The organism is Paraliobacillus sediminis (genome assembly GCF_003426055.1).
Genome location: NZ_QJSI01000004.1, coordinates 211924 through 232438 on the forward strand (window position 1 = coordinate 211924; position 20515 = coordinate 232438).

At 34.3% G+C, this 20515-nt stretch carries 18 protein-coding genes; 13 read left to right on the forward strand and 5 right to left on the reverse strand.

The window, feature by feature from the left end:
• Nucleotides 1-14 precede the first annotated feature (14 nt).
• The 8 genes from D2K60_RS20075 to pepF all read left to right on the forward strand — a co-directional run bounded on the left by D2K60_RS20075 (nt 15) and on the right by pepF (nt 9206).
• Nucleotides 15-1082: an ABC transporter ATP-binding protein gene (locus tag D2K60_RS20075; RefSeq protein WP_117170887.1), complete on the forward strand. Its 1068-nt coding sequence runs from the start codon at nt 15-17 to the stop codon at nt 1080-1082.
• Nucleotides 1079-2011, forward strand: a complete 933-nt coding sequence (locus D2K60_RS20080) for an ABC transporter ATP-binding protein (RefSeq protein WP_117170888.1) — start codon at nt 1079-1081, stop codon at nt 2009-2011. The genes D2K60_RS20075 and D2K60_RS20080 overlap by 4 nt, the downstream gene beginning before the upstream one ends.
• A 145-nt stretch (nt 2012-2156) precedes the next feature.
• Complete coding sequence (locus D2K60_RS20085; protein ID WP_117170889.1) at nt 2157-3374, forward strand: putative glycoside hydrolase; 1218 nt, start codon at nt 2157-2159, stop codon at nt 3372-3374.
• A gap of 203 nt (nt 3375-3577) precedes the next feature.
• On the forward strand, nt 3578-4165 hold the full coding sequence (locus D2K60_RS20090; RefSeq protein WP_117170890.1) for a GNAT family N-acetyltransferase: 588 nt from the start codon (nt 3578-3580) through the stop codon (nt 4163-4165).
• A 461-nt stretch (nt 4166-4626) separates the two neighbouring features.
• Complete coding sequence (gene spxA / locus D2K60_RS20095) at nt 4627-5022, forward strand: transcriptional regulator SpxA (RefSeq protein WP_117170891.1); 396 nt, start codon at nt 4627-4629, stop codon at nt 5020-5022.
• A 327-nt stretch (nt 5023-5349) separates the two neighbouring features.
• A complete protein-coding gene (gene mecA, locus D2K60_RS20100; RefSeq protein WP_117170892.1) occupies nt 5350-6042 on the forward strand; it encodes an adaptor protein MecA in 693 nt (230 codons plus the stop codon).
• Between the two features lie 99 nt (nt 6043-6141).
• Nucleotides 6142-7323: a competence protein CoiA gene (locus D2K60_RS20105; RefSeq protein ID WP_117170893.1), complete on the forward strand. Its 1182-nt coding sequence runs from the start codon at nt 6142-6144 to the stop codon at nt 7321-7323.
• 65 nt (nt 7324-7388) lie between these two features.
• Nucleotides 7389-9206 carry an oligoendopeptidase F gene (pepF, locus tag D2K60_RS20110; protein WP_117170894.1) on the forward strand — a complete coding sequence of 606 codons (1818 nt, stop codon included), beginning with the start codon at nt 7389-7391 and terminating at the stop codon, nt 9204-9206.
• Nucleotides 9207-9710: 504 nt separating this feature from the next.
• Here the strand turns inward: pepF and D2K60_RS20115 are convergent.
• The 3 genes from D2K60_RS20115 to D2K60_RS20125 all read right to left on the reverse strand — a co-directional run bounded on the left by D2K60_RS20115 (nt 9711) and on the right by D2K60_RS20125 (nt 11662).
• Nucleotides 9711-10607, reverse strand: coding sequence for a ClpXP adapter SpxH family protein (locus D2K60_RS20115; RefSeq protein ID WP_275896257.1), 897 nt, complete (start codon nt 10605-10607; stop codon nt 9711-9713).
• A complete protein-coding gene (locus tag D2K60_RS20120; RefSeq protein WP_117170895.1) occupies nt 10604-11005 on the reverse strand; it encodes a globin domain-containing protein in 402 nt (133 codons plus the stop codon). Before D2K60_RS20120 ends, D2K60_RS20115 begins: the two co-directional genes overlap by 4 nt.
• Before the next feature lie 78 nt (nt 11006-11083).
• Entirely contained in the window at nt 11084-11662 is a 579-nt protein-coding gene (locus tag D2K60_RS20125) for a CYTH domain-containing protein (protein WP_117170896.1), read from the reverse strand.
• A 229-nt stretch (nt 11663-11891) separates the two neighbouring features.
• On the opposite strand from D2K60_RS20125, the gene yjbM reads away from it, so the two are divergent.
• From yjbM to D2K60_RS20140, 3 genes are read left to right on the forward strand one after another with little or no spacing between them, the layout of a single operon-like run.
• On the forward strand, nt 11892-12536 hold the full coding sequence (gene yjbM / locus D2K60_RS20130) for a GTP diphosphokinase (protein ID WP_117170897.1): 645 nt from the start codon (nt 11892-11894) through the stop codon (nt 12534-12536).
• 3 nt (nt 12537-12539) lie between these two features.
• Nucleotides 12540-13340, forward strand: a complete 801-nt coding sequence (locus D2K60_RS20135; RefSeq protein WP_117170898.1) for an NAD kinase — start codon at nt 12540-12542, stop codon at nt 13338-13340.
• A gap of 43 nt (nt 13341-13383) precedes the next feature.
• Nucleotides 13384-14262: an RluA family pseudouridine synthase gene (locus tag D2K60_RS20140; RefSeq protein WP_240335357.1), complete on the forward strand. Its 879-nt coding sequence runs from the start codon at nt 13384-13386 to the stop codon at nt 14260-14262.
• Between the two features lie 729 nt (nt 14263-14991).
• Here the strand turns inward: D2K60_RS20140 and prpE are convergent.
• A complete protein-coding gene (prpE, locus tag D2K60_RS20145) occupies nt 14992-15732 on the reverse strand; it encodes a bis(5'-nucleosyl)-tetraphosphatase PrpE (protein WP_117170899.1) in 741 nt (246 codons plus the stop codon).
• Nucleotides 15733-15785: 53 nt separating this feature from the next.
• Nucleotides 15786-16955, reverse strand: coding sequence for an FtsW/RodA/SpoVE family cell cycle protein (locus D2K60_RS20150; protein ID WP_117170900.1), 1170 nt, complete (start codon nt 16953-16955; stop codon nt 15786-15788).
• 220 nt (nt 16956-17175) lie between these two features.
• Here D2K60_RS20150 and mgtE point away from each other — a divergent pair, with 220 nt between their 5' ends.
• Nucleotides 17176-18540 carry a magnesium transporter gene (gene mgtE, locus D2K60_RS20155; protein WP_117170901.1) on the forward strand — a complete coding sequence of 455 codons (1365 nt, stop codon included), beginning with the start codon at nt 17176-17178 and terminating at the stop codon, nt 18538-18540.
• 30 nt (nt 18541-18570) lie between these two features.
• The gene (locus D2K60_RS20160; RefSeq protein ID WP_117170902.1) at nt 18571-20415 is read left to right on the forward strand and encodes a monovalent cation:proton antiporter family protein; all 1845 of its coding nucleotides are present in this window, start codon (nt 18571-18573) and stop codon (nt 20413-20415) included.
• The last annotated feature ends 100 nt before the right edge of the window (nt 20416-20515 follow it).

Sequence of the window (20515 nt, forward strand, 5' to 3'; positions counted from 1 at the left end):
GGGTAGGTGTAAGAATGGATAATATATTAGAAGTAAATAATTTACATGTTTCCTTTGATACGCATGGAGGAGAAGTGAAAGCAGTTCGTGGTGTTACCTTTGATTTGAAAAAGGGAGAAACATTAGCAATTGTAGGTGAGTCTGGTTCTGGGAAGTCCGTAACGACTAGAGCATTGACTCGTCTTATTCCTTCACCTCCTGGACGTATTAAAGAAGGTGAAATATTATTTGATGGAAAAGATTTAGCAAAGTTAAGTGAACGTCAAATGCAAGCAATTCGTGGAAAGGATATTTCAACGATCTTTCAAGATCCGATGACATCTCTAAATCCAACGATGAAAATAGGAACACAAATTATGGAAGGTTTGATTAAACACCAAAAAATGAGTCGTTCAAAAGCAAAAGAAAGAACGATTGAATTATTAGAGTTAGTAGGTCTTCCAGAACCAAAAGAGCGTGTGGATCAATATCCACATCAATTCTCAGGTGGGCAAAGACAACGTGTCGTTATTGCAATTGCCTTAGCTTGTAATCCAAAAATTCTTATTGCAGATGAACCAACAACTGCACTAGATGTAACGATTCAAGCACAAATTTTAGAGTTAATGAAAGATATTCAGAAGAAAACAGATAGTTCGATTATATTTATCACGCATGATTTGGGTGTGGTTGCTAACGTTGCAGATCGTGTAGCTGTTATGTATGCTGGTAAAATTGTTGAAATAGGTACTGCGGATGAAATTTTTTATAATCCGAAACATCCATATACATGGGGATTACTTGCGTCGATGCCAACTCTAGATAGTACGGAAGAGAGTCTAGTGGCTATTCCAGGATCACCGCCAGATATGTTAAAGCCACCTAAAGGAGATGCATTTGCACCTCGTAATGAATATGCTTTAGAAATTGATAAAGAAATGGAACCACCAATGTTTAAGGTTTCAGATACACACTATGCAGCAACTTGGTTATTACATGAGTATGCACCGCATGTTGAACCGCCTGCTCCTGTACAACGTAGAATGAAAGGTTTTGCTAAAACAGGCGCCTCTAGTTCGAATGAGGGGGAGGATAAGTCATGAGCCGCGAAAAATTATTAGAAGTACAAAATCTGAAACAACATTTTAAAACAGGCAGACATAGTGTCGTAAAAGCTGTCGATGGTGTTACGTTTGATATCTATAAAGGAGAAACATTTGGTCTTGTTGGAGAGTCTGGTTGTGGTAAATCAACAACAGGCCGAAGTATTATTCGATTATATGATGCGACAGACGGTAATGTGAAATTCAATGGTATTGATGTCCATGGAAAGAAATCTAAAGCAAATTTAAAAATATTTAATCAAAAAATGCAAATGATATTCCAAGACCCTTATGCGTCTTTAAATCCAAGAATGACGGTAATGGATATTATTGCTGAAGGATTAGATGTACACGGATTAGTAAAAAATACGCAAGAACGTAAAGCTAGAGTTGAAGACTTATTAGAACGTGTTGGATTAAATAAAGAGCACGGAAATCGTTATCCGCATGAATTTAGTGGTGGACAACGTCAACGTATAGGAATTGCTCGTGCTTTAGCTGTGGATCCAGAGTTTATTATTGCGGATGAACCAATCTCTGCCCTTGATGTGTCTATTCAAGCACAGGTTGTTAATCTGTTAAAAGAACTACAAAAAGAACACGGATATACGTATTTGTTTATTGCACATGATTTATCAATGGTTAAATATATTAGTGATCGAATTGCGGTAATGTATTATGGGAGAATTGTTGAATTAACTACTAGTGATGAGTTATACAAAAACCCATTACATCCGTATACAAAATCGTTATTATCTGCAATTCCTTTACCGGATCCTAATTATGAGCGAAGTCGTGTTCGAACTACTTATGATCCATCAGATCATGACACAAGTGAAGAACCTGTATTTCGAGAAGTTAGTCCGAATCATCAAGTTTTATGTACAACAAAAGAATTTGAAGCTTATAAAAAACAACTCGTTAAGTGATGCTAAAAATGCTACCATAATCAATGTGGTAGCATTTTTTTCTATTGTTGGAAATAGATGCAAAATAAATTTGTAAGATATCGTATTATTTTGTCATCATTTCTTATATAATAAGAGTAAATAAATAATTGGGGAGTTTGATGAAATGGAGAATAAACAACGACAGACTTTACTTATCATTACTTTTCTCCTTCTCGCTTTAGTGATACCTACAAGTACATATGGTGCACCAGATACAGAAGTAATGATAGCAAGTGAAGTTGCAACAAAAGAAGTTAATCTAACTGCTTATGATAATACGAAGCGATTAGCACGATTTTCCTATGATTCAGGTTTAACGTTTACTTATCCAGATGCTGTACGAGGGATCTATGTAACAGGTCATTCTGCAGGGGGAAGTAGATTTAAGACATTATTAGATTTAGTTGATTCATCAGATTTAAATGCTATGGTAATTGACATTAAAGATGATAATGGTAATCTTACTTTTAGACCAGATGAAGATTCACCATATTATGACATTGCCAAAAATATGATAGATGATCCAAGGGAAATGTTAAAAGTTCTTGAGGAAAAAGAGATATATCCTATTGCACGAATTGTTGTTTTTAAGGATACGGTTTTAGCTAATGAACGACCTGATTTATCATTTAAGGAAAATGGTAAGGTATGGACGAATAATAAAGGCGAATCATTTGTAAACCCATTTTCGAAAGAGGTTTGGGAGCATAATGTAGAAATAGCAAAAATGGCTGTAGATTTAGGTTTTCAGGATGTTCAATTTGACTATGTTCGCTTTCCAGAAGGTTTCGAAAAACGAGATGAAGATCTAACTTACACGCTTGGGGATTATAAAGATGTTGATATGAACAACATCAAAAAACGTGTCCAAGCTGTAACAGATTTTGTTGGTTATGCTAGAGAAGAACTTAACTCATATGGTATAGATGTATCAGTAGATATCTTTGGTTATGCCGCTACAATAGAAGAAACACCGGGAATTGGGCAGAATTTCTCGAAAATTTCAGAAAATGTAGATGTTATTTCATCAATGGTTTATCCGAGTCACTGGACCCCATACTTTGGGATTGATTTTCCTGATAAAGAGCCTTATGAATTAATTAAAGCATATGCTGAAGTTGAGAATGAGGTATTGGGTGCTTTAGAAGAACCACCAGTATCACGACCATGGATTCAAGATTTTGAGGCACCTTGGTTATATAGTGGTGCTACAAAACAGTATGGTGTAGCAGAAGTTGAAGCACAAATAAAGGCATTAAATGAAAATAACATCACAGAGTTTCTACTTTGGAATGCAGGAAATACCTATACAGAAAATGTTGATTATACACCTTTAGACTAGTTAATACGCTGTAAGAACTCCTTTTCGTTAGCGAGAAGGAGTTTTTTTGACTATGTTACGCTAACATCGTATTAATAATCAAATATAAGGGTATACATAGACAGAGAGCCTTTAAACCGATTTAACAAATGTCTGACTTTTCGTTATAATATAAGGTGGACATTTTAAAATAATAAAAAGATAAAAAACAAGGGAGTAAATTCATGAATTGGTATGAAAAATTAAATGAGTACTTTCCAATTGAAGAAATGAAATCTAGAAAACACATGGAAATGTTACTTAAAGAAAAAAGCGATGTATATTATAAAGATGAGGGTCAAAATCATGTATTAATGTACGCAGAATTTAAAACTTTTATTTTTATCGATTATTTATATGTTTCATCTAAGTCTAGAGGACAGGGACTCGGGCATAAATTAATTAACACCTTAAAAACGAAACAAAAACCAATTATTTTGGAAGTGGAACCAGTTGATTATGAAGAGACTGATTCTGAAAAGAGATTACGTTTCTATCAACGTGAAGGCTTTAAACATGCACAATCGATTGGTTATAATAGACGTTCTTTAGCAACGAATGAAGAAATCCCATTGGAAATTCTGTATTGGGCTCCATCTAATGAAGATGAAGAAATGATTTATAAGCAAATGCGAAAAATGTATGAGGATATTCACACGTATAAAGATGAACAAATTTACGGAAAAGCCTATCAATCAGCTGAAGAAGTTTTATCATATGACGAGAAAAGAGATACGGATGATATCTTTGATGTATTGAAAGAAAAAGTATAAGATTAAGCATAAGAAGGAAACCTTCCATAGGAAATTGGGAGGTTTCCTTTTTCAATTACATGTTACGTATTGAAAAAAATATTGTGCAGTAATGGACGTAGAAAGAGTAAAGTTGAATAAAAGGCTCGAATTCGAGATAGTTTACAAAAAGATAATTGCATGATAAGATAATCTTATATTAAGAAGTATGATTGTTTGAAAAAGCCTTGTACAGTGAGAGAAAATAATTTTCGGAAATAGGTTTAACCCTATTTTAAAATGGGAATAATAATTACAACAGACATATTATAATCGTAAATGTGTAATTTTTAAGTAAAAATATACAAAGCTATATCGTAATATTGACAACTATAGTATACTTATATTATAAGAGTTATTTAAAGTAATTGTAATGTAATAAGTTTTTTAAAGTTAAATACTAATGAATTAAAATAAAATCATTTATTGAGGAGTGAAGTACAATGGTAACACTTTATACCTCACCAAGTTGTACATCTTGTCGGAAAGCAAAAGCATGGTTAGAAGAACATGAGATTCCATATTATGAAAGAAATATCTTCTCCGATAACCTGACCCTGGATGAGATCAAGGAAATATTACGTATGACTGAAGATGGAACAGATGAAATAATTTCAACAAGATCGAAAGTATTTCAAAAACTAAAAGTTGATTTTGAGCAAATGGCTTTAAAGGATCTGTTTGATTTAATTCAAGAAAACCCTGGTATTCTTCGTCGTCCAATTATTATTGATGATAAACGTTTACAAGTTGGATATAATGAAGATGAAATCAGAAGATTTTTACCAAGAAAAGTACGTACTTTCCAATTACGTGAAGCTCAACGTATGGTAAACTAACTAAAAAAACGCAGAACCTGTAAATAGGATCTGCGTTTTCATTTTTTTTAATCGTATTAAATGACAAACTACCTAATGTACGTTAGTATATACTTTCACTATTTATTTTAAAATAAGTAAACTTTCTTACGGAATGGATAATGTGACAAAAGTGAGAAAATTTAAATTTATAGGCATTTCTATTTTCAATTTCGTATGTTTTATCATAGAATAGAAGTATGGATTAATAACAATATAAAGATGGTTAACTTGTTATAAATAAGGGTAAGGTATAATAGGTGAAGATATCCCTTCCACCTACTTATATTTAGAAGGGAGAGCTAACAAATGGAAATAGAAAGAATTAATGAAAACACAGTAAAATTCTATGTATCCTACAAGGACATTGAACATCGTGGTTTTAATCGAGAAGAAATTTGGTATAACCGAGAAAAGAGTGAACAACTCTTTTGGCAAGTTATGGACGAAGTTAATTATAATGGTGATGAATTTAGCATAGATGGACCACTTTGGATTCAAGTACAAGCGCTAGACAAAGGCTTAGAGATCGTTGTAACAAAAGCACAAATTTCTAAAGACGGTCAAAATTTAGAATTGCCATCTGAACACGGTAATTCATTTGATTTGCCAATGGATGAAAAGATTGAATCGTTATTAGATGAGAAATTTGGAAGTGATGACGAAGAGGAAGACGATGATGATGCAATTCAAGCAATAGATGCGGATTTAACATTTATTATTGGATTTGCAGATTTTGAAGATGTTATCCAATTAAGTTATCAAACAAAAGCAGCTGAAGGAATTAATGATAAACTATACCATTATAAAGATCGTTATATTTTATTAGTTGAGTTTGATGATGTTTTTCTGGACGATGATCAACAAGATAATATCGTGAGTCAACTATTAGAATTTGGCCGACAAACAAACGTGACAGAACATATGTTGCGGGAATATGGAAAAGTTATCTTTGAAGAAGATGCACTAAATCAAATACAAAGCTATTTTCCGCAAAAGTAAAGCATTCATAAGTGAGTGCTTTTTTTGTTTGAAAAGAAGGAGTTTTGCGATTACCTGTCGAACATAGTTATCAAATGAATAACGAGGGGGGGAATATAGTTGTTACAAGCAATTACGGAAGATGGACAGGTGATTATACTAGCAATGCTACCGTTAGCAAAAATTAACGTATATAAACAAAAATACCGTTTTTATTGTCCTGTATGTATGCAACAAGTTATTGTTAAGAATGGCTATAAAATGATTGCTCACTTTGCGCATAAAAAAAACGCTAATTGTGCTAATACAGCTGGAGGAGAAGGTAAATATCATGAGCAAGGTAAATTAGATTTATATAAATGGTTTAAAAAACAGGGATTACTTGTTGCGTTAGAAAAGTATTTACCAGAAATAAAACAAAGGCCAGACATTTTTATCAGGATTGCTGAAAAGCAAATAGCAATTGAATATCAATGTGCTAATATTCCTATTAAAACATTTCTTAAACGAACACAAGGCTATTTGAAAGCTGGAATTATACCACTCTGGATACTAGGTGGTAACCGGATGAGACGAATAACAAATGCAACTATAGACTTAACTCCAAGTGATCGCCATTTCCTTCTCCAGTTTAACGCATCAATGGCAACTAGACTCTTCTTTTACTGTCCTCAAACACAACAACTTGCGATTTATAAAAATATAATTCTAACAGGTGGCAAGCGAACGATAGGTAATTTAGAATTTGTACCATTACATGCACTTTCTTTTATCCAGTTGTTTGATTCGAATCAAGTTAAAAATAATCAATTCTATTCTCTATGGTTAAAAGAGAAGAAGCGATTTCGTTTACAACCACAGTATACGATGCAAACAACAGAAGGACAATGGAGGCAATGGTTATATTTAAAAGGTGTGTCACCAAGTACTATATCTGCTGCTATTCATCTCCCAGTACTAAGTCAGTGGAAGATGAAGGTACCACCATGGAATTGGCAAAGTCGACTCTGTATTGATTTTTTTGAAAAAAGACCTACTTTCACGTTAAAAGAATGTCAGGCATATTTACAAGCATATATAGAACCAAGCCATGCATACCCACTAATTTACCCTACAAGCAACCCCGTAGCGGAATACCTTCACCAATTGGAGCACCTTCAAATTATAAAAAAAGTATCAACAGTGTATTATCAATTGCAAAGACAATTTAAAGTTTACACTACAGTCGATGAAGCAATGAGAGCAGACACAGAAATCGTTCGACAATTAGAGAATATGAGCAGGATGACACATGAATTCTAGATTGTAAGTTATAATAGTAAGTAGAGACAATTAAAAGTGAAATAAGAACAGAGGAGGTAATTGCGTTGGCAAAAGCAAATCAAAAGTTACAAGTGAGAGATGAAGTAGCAATTGAAAATACCTGGAGATTGGAAGATATCTTCACAACTGATGAAGAGTGGCAAGTCGAGTTAGAAGCTCTAAAGAAGGTTATCCCGAAATTTACTGACTATCAAGGAAAACTTGCTACATCAGAAGATAAACTATACAACTTATTAGTATTACAAGATGAAGTATCAGAGCGAATTGGTAAGCTTTATACATATGCGCATATGCGCTATGATCAAGATACTACAAATTCAGTGTATCAAGCAATTAATTCGAAAGCGGAGAATCTAATTACACAGTTTTCTAGTGCAATGAGTTTTATAGTACCGGAAATCTTAGATATGGGTGAAAAGACGCTTAAGGCATTTTATGAAAAGAAACCAGAATTAAAGCATTATCAACATGCATTAGGAGAGATTACCAGACAAAAAGAGCATATTTTGAGTGAAAAAGAAGAAGTATTACTTGCTGAAGTTTCAGAAGTAACTGGTAATGCATCACAAACATTTGGTATGTTGAATAATGCAGATTTAAAATTCCCAATGGTTAAGAACGATGAGGGGGAAGAAGTAGAATTAACACACGGGCGGTATATTAACTTTTTAGAGTCCGATAAACCTGAAGTAAGACGTGATGCATTTAAAGCTGTATATGGTACTTATGGAAGCTTTATAAATACATTTGCCTCTACTTTATCCGGAGCAGTAAAAAAACATAATTTTAATGCGAAAGTACGAAATTATGACTCGGCTCGTCAAGCGGCTTTGGACAATAACAATATCCCTGAAAAGGTATATGATAATCTAGTTGAAGCTGTTAATGACCGACTTGATTTAATGCATCGATATGTTGCATTAAGAAAACGTGTGCTGCAATTAGATGAATTGCATATGTACGATCTATACACACCGCTTGTTAAAGATGTTTCAATGAAATATAGCTATAAAGAAGCACAAGAGCACATCTTAAAAGGATTGGCTCCATTAGGTGAAGAGTATGTTGGTCGAATACAAGAAGGCTTTACTAACCGCTGGGTAGATGTTGAAGAGAACAAAGGAAAAAGAAGTGGTGCCTATTCTTCTGGATCTTATGGAACGAATCCCTATATTCTTATGAATTGGCAGAATAACTTAAATAATTTATTTACATTAGGTCATGAGCTTGGTCACTCGTTGCATAGTTATTATACAAGAGAAAATCAAGCTTTCCGTTATGGAGATTATTCTATTTTCGTAGCAGAAGTTGCTTCAACGTGTAATGAGGCATTACTAAATGAATATATGATTGAACAGACAAGCGATGATAAAGAGAAATTATTCTTATTGAATCATTTCCTAGAAGGATTTCGTGGCACTGTATTCAGACAAACAATGTTTGCTGAATTTGAACACACTATCCATCAGTTAGACCAAAAAGGGGAAGCATTAACCCCAGATAAGTTAACAGAAGAATATTATGCTTTAAATAAAAAGTACTTTGGCGACGAAATTGTTTCAGATGAAGAAATTGGTTTGGAGTGGGCTAGAATACCTCACTTTTATTATAATTACTATGTTTATCAGTATGCTACAGGGTATGCTGCTGCACAGTCATTAGCATCACAAATTCTAAAAGAAAAACAGCCGGCTGTTGATCGCTATCTTGGTTTTCTAAAAGCTGGCAGCAGTGACTTTCCTATTGAAGTCTTGAAAAAGGCCGGTGTAGATATGACAGATAAGCAACCGATATTACAAGCATTAGCTGTCTTTGAAGAAAAACTAATTGAAATGGAAACACTGTTAGACAAACTTGAGTAAATAAATAACGCCAGTTACATCATGAGATGTGACTGGCGTTATTTAAATCCTCGAAAAGTACGCTTGTGTGTAAATGAAAACAGAGTGAAATAAATTGAAGTGAAAAGTAAAGGCAAGGTAAGAAGCATTGGAATGATATCCATTAGAGCAAATATATTTAGAATAAAGGCACAACAAGCAAGCAGTAAAAACATATATGGATAATATCGTCGCATATAAATCTCCTCCATAAAAGTAACTATTATAATAGTATGTACGCGTATATAATCCTAGAAGTATGACATTTTTGTGAAATAGTGATCAAACGTATTGCTTATATCTTCAGAAGTTGTTATATTCTAACTGTGAGATGTTTAACAAACAAACCCCTTTGTTTGACCTGAAACTTTCTCCCATCCCCCCTTGTCTAGTGATAGACTTGGTGCAAGATGATGTCACTGACATCATCTTTTTTTTCACAAAAAAAGAGGCGATCTGTACAACACACAGAACACCTCTTTATTTTTAACCAATATACTTCCAAAAGTAACCATGCTTTACTGGTACTTGTTTTACGAGTTGTTTTAATTGTAGCTTTTTCATTTCTTTAAGTGCCTTTTCGTTTGACCAATCGTAAACAACAGCAACTTCTTTTGTCGCGAAAAACTGAAAATGTGCAGAAAAAGCTTCTAAACTAGGTTTTTCAGACGCTTTCACTTCTTTTTGTAGCATTTGTTGTAAGACATTTACATATATATCATAAGCGTATACACCAGATAATTTCAAACCTTCTTCATTTTCAGTTTCATTAAAAAATACAATGGAAGGAATGTACTCTACTTCCATTTCATTGGCTAATTTCAAATCACATTGTAATGCTTCTCTAGCAGAGTTCGAGTATAAGTCTTTTTTAAATTCATCTAAATCCAATTCTGCTGCTTCGGCACAAGCGAGTAGATTTTTCTCTTTCGATATATCCATTTTGTTAAGAAAAGCATATTCTTGGATTTTTCGTAAGAACTTCTTCCCTGCTTTTTTACCTTGTAATTCGGCGGCTTTGATTGCGATCGAAACGATGGATGGATATGTTATTGGATCTTCCAACCACAAATCGCCATCACAACACATTCCGGTTCTGGATGCAGTTCTTTCCCACATTTCTCTTAAATAGTTGTGTTTATCTGTGGCATCTTGATTTACCGATGCCAACTGTCCACTTAAAATTGGCCTGATAGTAAATAAACGTCCATATTCTAACGTTAATTTTTTTATAATTGGTTCTAATGACCAACATTCAGGGCAAAGAGGATCAACAAAGAGATAGATTTCTACAGGCTTTTTCAGAAGATCAAAGTATCCAAACTGTTTCTTTACTTCTAGATCTTGTACGTTAGATGACGGCCCAATTGAATTCCAACTCACAGCGATTCTCCTTTCGTTCTCTCAGGTGTATTCATCATATGGTGTGCTGTTTTCGTTAATCTCTCGTATATGATTGTTCGATAAGGTTCTTCTATATTAACTTCTTCTAATGCTTCGTTCATACAAGCTAACCAAGCATTCTTTCTCGTTGGTGTTATCGCAAATGGTGAATGTCTTCTTTTCAACATGGGGTGTCCATGTTCTTCGTTATATAAAGAAGGTCCTCCAAAAAATTGAATTAAGAATTGTGTTTGTTTCCTTGCGGTTTCCGTCAAATCTTCTGGGAAAATAGGAATAAGATCAGGATGCTCACCAACACAACGATAAAAAGCATGCACCAAAGACTCTACTTTAGTATGTCCACCAATTGCTTCATAGATTGAATTAGTGTCACTCATGTCTTTAAACCCCCTTTGTCTGTCTTGATTATTGCCTCTAATAAGTAATTGTAACAGCGTTCTACATATTATGGCAACTTATCTGTTTTCTAATGAAAGATAAAAGCGTTCAATTTTATTTAATGTAGGTTTTTTACTTATTTGTAATTGTTCCATAATTTTTTTTAATACATCTTCGCTATTTTTTTTTGTGTCTGATTCAACTTCTAATTCATAATCGAAGGTATTATTATATATACTATAATCTATGACAATAAGGGCTTGTTTATACGGTAATTCAATTCGATTCGTTTTTAATGAACCACCATAACGTAATGCTTGAAAGTCGATCCCTAAACTATCTAACTGTTGTCTAACTGCTGGTTTCGTAATAAGTTTATTGTTAATCCATGAATTTGCTTCTTTTTCAGTTAAGGTGTCATGCGTTTCTAATAAGCCATCTTGATAAGGTTCTTTTAATGTCAGCTGCCATTTATCATTCTTTTTGCGAATTCTAAGTGCAGCTCCTTTGCTTTTTAATTGGAATGTAGGTGTTTCAAAATAATGATTTATCTGTGCTCGCGCATCTTCTTTACGTAGTTCAAAAAAATCAATTAATTTGTTGTATTCCATTTCGGTTAATAAATTTTTACTTTCCATTTCAATCTCTTGTACCAATTAGTCGACCTCCTTGACTCATAAATAGAAATATATAATTTATCTGTTAAAATAAGTATAGTGCAATGCACCTAGATAAGTCGAATAATATGCAATAGGGTTCGTCATATCGAGTAAAGAGATATAGAATAAAGATAAAGCTAAATCAAATTGAAAAACGGTAAATTGTGTTACAATAGGAATGATATATGAAAAAGTTAAGAATGATGTTTATAAGGTGGTGTCTATTGTGAATTGGGAAGCTTTTTTGGCCCCTTATGTGCAAGTCGTCGAAGAATTAAAGGTGAAATTAAAAGGTATAAGAGCACAGTACGAATTTGAATCAAAACATTCTCCCATTGAATTTGTAACTGGCCGAGTGAAGCCTGTAACAAGTATTATAGAAAAAACGCGTAGTAAGAACATGTCGTTTGATAAAATAGAAGAAGAGATGCAGGACATTGCAGGTGTTCGGGTTGTTTGTCAATTTGTTGATGATATCTATGGCATTGTTCGTATGTTACAAGCGCGAAATGATTTTTCGATTGTAGAAGAAAAAGATTACATAGAAACAGAAAAAGATAGTGGATATCGATCCTATCATATGATTATTCGATATCCAGTAGCTACCCTGCGTGGAGAGAAGCAAATAATTGCAGAAATTCAGATTAGGACGCTTGCAATGAATTTTTGGGCAACAAATGAACATTCATTAAATTATAAATATGATGGTCAAATCCCAACAGATGTAAAAGCGCGATTAAAACGAGCTGCAGAAGCTGCATTTAAATTGGATGAAGAAATGGCAAAAATAAAAGATGAAGTACAAGAAGCACAACGTATTTATCATAGAAAAAGAGTTTATGCAAAACATAAAGAAGGGGGCCCCTCGTAACTCATGAAATTTTCGATCACATCTAAAGGTGACCATAAGTCAGAAAGTATTAAAGCAATAATGTGTCAATACTTAGAAGATTTTGATTTAGAATATGATGAAATAGAGCCAGATTTAGCAATCTCAGTAGGCGGTGATGGAACGTTTTTACAAGCTTTCCAAACGTATAGCGAACGATTAGACAAGACAGCTTTTATCGGGGTCCATACAGGTCATCTAGGTTTTTATGCTGATTGGGTACCTGAGGAAATCGAACAATTAGTAATTGAAATAGCTAAAAACCCGTATCAAATTGTTGAATATCCATTATTATCGATGATGATTCATTCAGAGGATGGAACATCTGAACATTACTTAGCTCTAAATGAAACGTCGATTAAAAAAGTTGAAGGTTCGGTTGTTTTGGACGTTACTATTAAGGGAGAGCACTTTGAACGATTTCGTGGGGATGGGTTATGTATTTCGACACCATCTGGTAGTACGGCCTATAATAAAGCATTAGGTGGTGCGATCATTCATCCATCATTACCTTCCTTACAGATTACAGAGATGTCATCAATTAATAACAGGGTTTATCGAACAATTGGATCTTCGTTAATGTTACCCAAGCATCACGTTTGTAAATTTTTACCTGTTGAGGACAACCAGAGTTTTTTAATCACAATTGATCATATTACGAAAAGTGTGATGAATATTAAAGCCATTGAATGTAAAGTAGCCAAAGAAAAAATTCGCTTTGCAAGGTATCGTCCTTTTCCATTTTGGAAACGTGTCCGTGATTCGTTTATTTCAGAAGAACGATAATAGCAATAGATAGAGGTAATTAGATAGAAAGGTGATAATAAGCTTGAAATGGTATGTTGAAAAAGATGATGATCAAATGCTTTTGCGCGATTATTTGAGAGACGTACAAGGCTTTTCGCGTAGAATTGTAAAGGGTATAAAGTTTCAAGGAGGTACGCTCGCTGTAAATGGTGAGTTTGTCACAGTACGAAAAGTTTTAAAGCAAGGTGATCTAATTGAAGTTTCTTTTCCATCAGAGCAACACGGTATGTATTTGAAACCAGAGGCAGTGCCACTTGATATTGTCTATGAAGATGATGATGTACTTGTAATTGATAAAGAGCCTAATGTTGCTACAATTCCATCCAATCATCATCCAACAGGGACACTTGCCAATGGGATTTTACACCATTACGCAAAAAACAATATTGATTATACGGTACATATCGTTACAAGATTAGATCGGGATACATCTGGCCTTTTGCTTGTAGCGAAGCATCGATTAAGTCATTCTATTCTGGCAGATGGTCAAAAGTCTGGTGATATTACAAGACAATATCAGGCAATTATTCCTGGTCATATGGAAACAAAACAAGGAACCATTGATCAACCGATTGGTCGAAAACCAGATTCTATTGTAGAACGAATGGTAGATTTAGATGGAAAGCCTTCGGTAACACATTATCAAGTGCTAGAGGAAACAACAGCATATTCACTACTGCATGTTGTTTTGGAAACTGGAAGGACGCATCAAATTCGTGTCCATTTAGCCCATCTTGGTCATCCTTTACTAGGCGATAATCTATACGGGGGAGATAACAGCGTAATGAAAAGACAAGCATTGCATTGTGTTTCATTAGCCTTTACGCATCCACTAACGAAAGAAAGACACACATTTACGTCTTCCTTACCTGAAGATATGAAACAAATAATCCAACAATAAAAGTCGCGATAATGACTTTATTGTTGGATTATTTTTGGTTTTCAATGATAATTGCTGAACAAATAGGAGAAGAGTAATAGACACTTGCAACATAAGGTAATTTCTTGCCTCGCTTCGGAAGCAAATAGTTTCGCTTTCCGTGGGCACAACCTCAGCTATCTATAGAAGCAAAGAACGCTTCTATAGAGGATCTTCGGTTTGTGCTGTTCCCACAGGAGTCTCAACTATTTGCTTCCTTCGCTAGTTTTAAGGAAAATTGTAACGTAGTATATAAACAATTGATGAGCTTGTCTATAATTAACTTCCATACACAAGCAACATGTAGTATTTTTAATGGAAGTTAGCGTATTAAATGAAATTGACTCCTTTTCCACAGTCTAGTTTTTCATACTATTAACCGACTTAGCAAAACACACTATTGATAAAGATCTTGTCTTTCTTTAATAATTGTAATTTTTAACTCATGAAAGAAGACATCTGTACTCCCATAGTTAGTTTCGATTCACTCGTAAATGATTGCTTCTTGGCAGGATTTCAAACCACTTGTAAGAATAATAACAAATGTACGGAATGAGTTTCGCTAGCGATGGAAATATACGGAGACTCCTGTGGGAACAGCGCGGGCTGAAGATCCACTTAGTAAAGCGATTTTTGCTTTACTAAGTTAGCTGAAGCCGTGCCCACGGAAAGCGCAGTATATTTCCAGAGCGGTATGTTACTTAACATTGTTCATTCGAAATATTTAAATTTATCTGCGATGTAGGGTTGTTGTGAGGGCACTGCTGTTAATGTTTCTTCAGGTAATCGAAAAGCAGTTAACTTATTACCAAACACGCAACCTGTATCAATATTTATTGTTTGATTAATTCTTCGTGCTTCTTTAACAGGGGTATGTCCATAAACAATCCAACGACTGCCATGGTAGTCCTGAGCCCAATCTCGTCTTTCGGGTCTGCCATCGTCATGACTCTTACCAGTTATATCACCATATAAAACGAATACGGCTGTTTCTTTATCCTCACGACCAATAAGATCTTCCCTAATACCAGCGTGGGCAACTATCGCGTTTACTTCAGGTACTGTTATATATAAATCAGCTTGCTCATAGAGTTCGATAAATTGCTTTTTAACTAGTGCTTGACGGTCTTTTGATAATGCTTGGAATTCAGCGACAGTTGTTTCTAATCCATGCGTAATTTGTACTTTATTGCCTAGGAAATAACGATACAATTTATTGCAATGATTCCCAGGTACATAATGTCCAACATTTTTTTCGATTACTATACGATAAACAAGGTCAATTGTCTTTATTGACCCTGGACCTCGATCAGTTATATCGCCTAAAAATATAGGAATTCGCTTGTCTGGATGATAAGGTATACCATTTTGACCTTGATAACCTAATTCTTTAAATAATGTAAGTAGTTCATCATAACAACCGTGAATATCTCCAATTACATCTATTTTCATAAAACTGCCTCCTATTCTGTGAATTCTTGGTGTAAGTAGTATAAACCAACAGTTTAGGAATCAAACATAAATACTTTTGTTCGATAATGGATATTTAAAACAATGCCTATAGCGATTAAATAGGTTAAGGTAGAACTTCCGCCGTAACTAATGAATGGAAGTGGTAGTCCAGTAATAGGAAGTAATTTGATCGTCATTCCAATATTCTGGAAGATTTGATACGTAAACATGCCAATAAATCCTGTAATTAAGTAACTTCCAAATGGGTCATTACTTTGTAAAGCAATATGGATTAATCGGTATACTAATAAGAAAAGTAAGGTAATGACAATACTTGAACCGATAAAACCAAATTGTTCGGCAATTGACGTAAAAATCATATCCGTATGTCGTTCAGGTATATTGGAAACTTCAAATGTTCCAATTCCTTTCCCACTTAATTGACCAGATCCTATCGCAAGCATGGCGCGGATTAATTGATAGCCACCACTTTGACCATTAACCTCTGTATCTAACCAACCAGTAAAACGGCTCTCTACGTGTTCGAAAGGGGTATCTGCTATTACGTCATCTACTGCTTCTGGGAATGTAATATATAGAAATAGTAAAATAACTACGGAAATCATTATTAGGCCAAGTAGTGAAAAAAGAATTCTCCACCGTACACCAGACACAAGAACCATACAAACAACAATAGCTGCTAATACTAAGAATCCACCTAAATCTGGTTGCAGTGCAACTAATCCCATTGGAGGTGTTGCCACTACCATAATTTTCAACAGTAACCAGCTATCACTTTTATTTGTGTGTTCTTTGAATTTATCATTATGCATGACGATAAGATGTGCTAATGCAATAATTAAAAAGACTTTCATAAACTCTGCAGGTTGTAATGTTCCAAATCCCGGAATTTGAAACCAACCCCAAGCGCCGTTAACTTCTCTTGCAATTCCGGTTGGGAAATGAAAATGGAGCATTATTAACATGATCAAACCAAATCCATAAACCAACCATGAAATTTGTCTTAAACGATCATAATCAACAAGCATGATAAGAAATATTGTTATACCGCCAAGGACATACCATTGTATTTGACTGATGTAGTAAGTATCGTTTAAATAGGGTTGTATCGTATAAAGCGAAAAAACACTGATAATCGCTAATAAGATAATAATTGAAATTAACACATAATCTATATTTGCTGTTCGAGTTTTGGATTGCATACTATACCTTTCTTTCTATATTTATCTTTTTGAATTTTTATTTTTCATACTAGTTATTAGTTTACCTTACTTTACAACATTTTTTAAGCAAAGTTGTAAAGTTGTTGATAAAAAGATTTTAAAGTGCTTTTCAAGACAATTAGATAGAGTGATTTTATTGACAAAAAAGCACGTGGCGATTACTATAAATACGGTCTAGGCGATAAGGAGGCGACCATTTATGGAACATTTAGATAAACAAGAACGCGTACAATTGTGGGAGAAAGTGCAGGACACACTTGTCAATGAAAAAATTGATCAATTTCGTGCTGAATTTTTAGAAATTCATCCATATGATCAAGCGAAAATTTTTGAAGAACAAACAGAAGAAATACGCTTCCTTATCTACACGTATTTATCGCCAGGAGAAATAGCTGATGTGATGGAACAAGTAGATGATGATCTAGTGGAAGAATTTATTACCGAGATGCTCCCATCCTTTGCTGCTCAAGTACTTGCAAATATGGCTACGGATGACGCGGTAGATATTTTGAATGAGATGGACAAAAATAAAGTTGCTAGCTATCTAACAATTATGGAAAAGCAAGCATCAAATGAGATAAAAGCATTACTGCATTATCAAGAGAAAACAGCCGGAAGTATTATGACTACCGAGTTTGTTGTTGTTCATACGGATCAAACGGTTAAAGAAGCAATGCGACACCTAAGAAAAAAAGCGCCAGAAGCGGAAACCATTTATTATATTTATGTCATTAATCATGATCAAGTATTAGTTGGCGTTATTTCTTTACGCGATCTAATTATAGCAGAAGGTGATTGGTTAATTTCTGATGTGATGAGTGAACGACTGGTATCAGTTTCTGTTGGTGAAAATCAAGAAGATATCGCACAAATGATGCGTGACTATGACTTTCTAGCTTTACCAGTTGTAGATTTCCAAAATCATTTGTTAGGTATTATCACTGTCGATGATATCATGGATGTTATGGAAGAGGAAGCAAATGATGACTATTCTAAATTAGCCGGTGTCTCGGATATGGATGGTCCAGATGATAATGCATTTGTATCAGCGAAAAAGCGTCTTCCTTGGCTAATAATTTTACTATTTCTTGGTTTATTTACAGCAAGTATTATTGGACGTTTTGAAGCAACGTTAGATCAAGTTGCTATCCTAGCCGTATTTATTCCGTTAATAGCTGGCATGGCAGGGAATTCTGGTACACAAGCATTAGCTGTTGCAGTTCGTGGTATAGCAACTGGTGAAATAGAGAAACAAGGGAAATGGAATATCCTGAGGCGTGAAGCCATTACTGGTATGATTACAGGATTGAGTTGTGGTATTTTAATTACTGGTATTGTTTATATCTGGCAAGGTATGTTTTTCCTAGGTCTCCTTGTTGGTGTATCGATAACAGCTACTTTATTTGTTGCAACGATTGCTGGTGCATTAGTTCCGTTACTTATGCACAAATTAAAAATTGATCCAGCTGTTGCCTCTGGGCCATTTATTACCACAATAAATGATATTATTTCTGTGTTAATATATTTTGGATTAGCAACCGCGTTTATGAACTTATTACTATAAGAGAGAAGTAATACAAGGGAGGTCTTTAAAATGGAGCATGCAGAATCTGTTAGCTCACTTTTAATCGTTATTTTGGCAGCTTTTTTAACGCCAATATTAATGCATCGACTGCGGTTAAATATGATCCCAGTTGTCGTTGCTGAGATTATTATTGGACTTATTATTGGTCAAAGTGGGTTAAACTTAGTTAATGAAAGTAATTGGTTAGAAACATTGTCTACACTGGGTTTCATTTTTCTAATGTTTCTTAGTGGTTTAGAAATAGATTTTAGTCTCTTTTCAAGAAAAAGAAAAAAAGAAAATAAGGCATCAAAAATGCCGAATCCGGTAATAATTGCAACGATTGTATTTGCTGGCATCTTGCTATTATCATTAGTGCTTTCTTATTTATTTGTACTTGCTGGTTTCATAGATAATGTATTCCTAATGACGTTAATTATTTCAACTATTTCATTAGGTGTAGTGGTACCAACTTTAAAGGAATCACAAGCAATGAAAACGCCTATCGGCCAAACAATTTTATTGATTGCCGTTATTGCAGATTTAGTAACCATGATTTTACTTGCCGTATTTGTTTCTTTCTACGGAGAAGGTTCAGGAAATATGTGGTTACTACTGATTTTGTTTGGTGTTGGTATTTTACTTTATTTTGTTGGAAAACACTTCCGAAACCAAACATTTGTCGAAACAATGTCAAAAGGAACGATTCATATCGGTACGCGTGCCGTTTTCACGTTAATTATTTTTCTAGTTGCAGTATCTGAATCTGTTGGTGCAGAAAACATACTTGGTGCCTTTTTAGCTGGTGCTTTAGTTTCCTTATTGGCACCAAATCAAGACTTAGTACAAAAATTAGATAGTTTTGGCTATGGATTTCTAATTCCGATTTTCTTTGTGATGGTTGGTGTGGAAATCAATCTTTGGACATTATTTGAAGATCCGAAAGTTTTAGTGCTGATCCCGTTGTTATTGATCGCTCTTTTACTTTCAAAATTAGTACCAGCTATTATTTTAAGGAAATGGTATGATACACGCACCGTTATTGGGGCTGGTATGATACTAACGACGACATTGTCTCTCGTTATTGCTGCAGCGGCAATTGGAGAACGAATTGGCGTAATTGATAGCCAAATGGAAGGTGCGTTAATTTTAGTTGCGGTTTTAACTTGCTTAATCACACCACCGATTTTCAAAAAAATGTATATTCATAAAGAGGAAGAAATTCCGCAGCAAGTCATTTCTTTTGTTGGATCAAATCAAGCGACTTTACCTGTTGTGAGAGAGTTGGATCAAAACCTATTTGTGGCACATCTTTATCATACAAGATTAGAAAAAATTGATGAGAAAATTACACGATCTGTTTTTGATATTAAAGAATTAAAAGATTATCAAATAGAACACTTGGAAGAATTGGGTGTTTTTGATGTAGATATAGTAGTCGTTTCAACAGGTGATGAACATAAGAATGCAGAAATCGCTTGTTATGCAAAGAAAAAAGGTGTCAAACGTGTTATTGCAAGAGCAGAAATGACAAGCACTGACAAATATCTTAAAGAAAATGATGTGGAAGTATTTTCTGTTCTCCTATCAACAAAGACTTTGTTAAAAGCAATGATTGAGTCACCTAGTGTAGTAGATATTTTAACAAATCAAGAAAGTGCATTGTATGAGATTAATATGAACAATTCGATCTATGATGGGATTATGTTACGAGAGTTTCCATTCACAGGTGATGTCATTATGGTTCGAATATTTAGGGACGATGAGTCGCTTGTACCTCATGGAGATACAAGGTTACGTTTAGGCGATCATCTTGTTGTTACAGGGTCATCTGAGTATGTAGAAGAATTACAAGGTATATTAGAGTTTGTGTAAACGCACAGAAACTGGACAGTCTGCAGTAATTGCAGGCTGTTTTTAGTATTACAAAATTATAAATTGAGTTTCAAGTGAATCTAAGATAAACTAGTAGTAG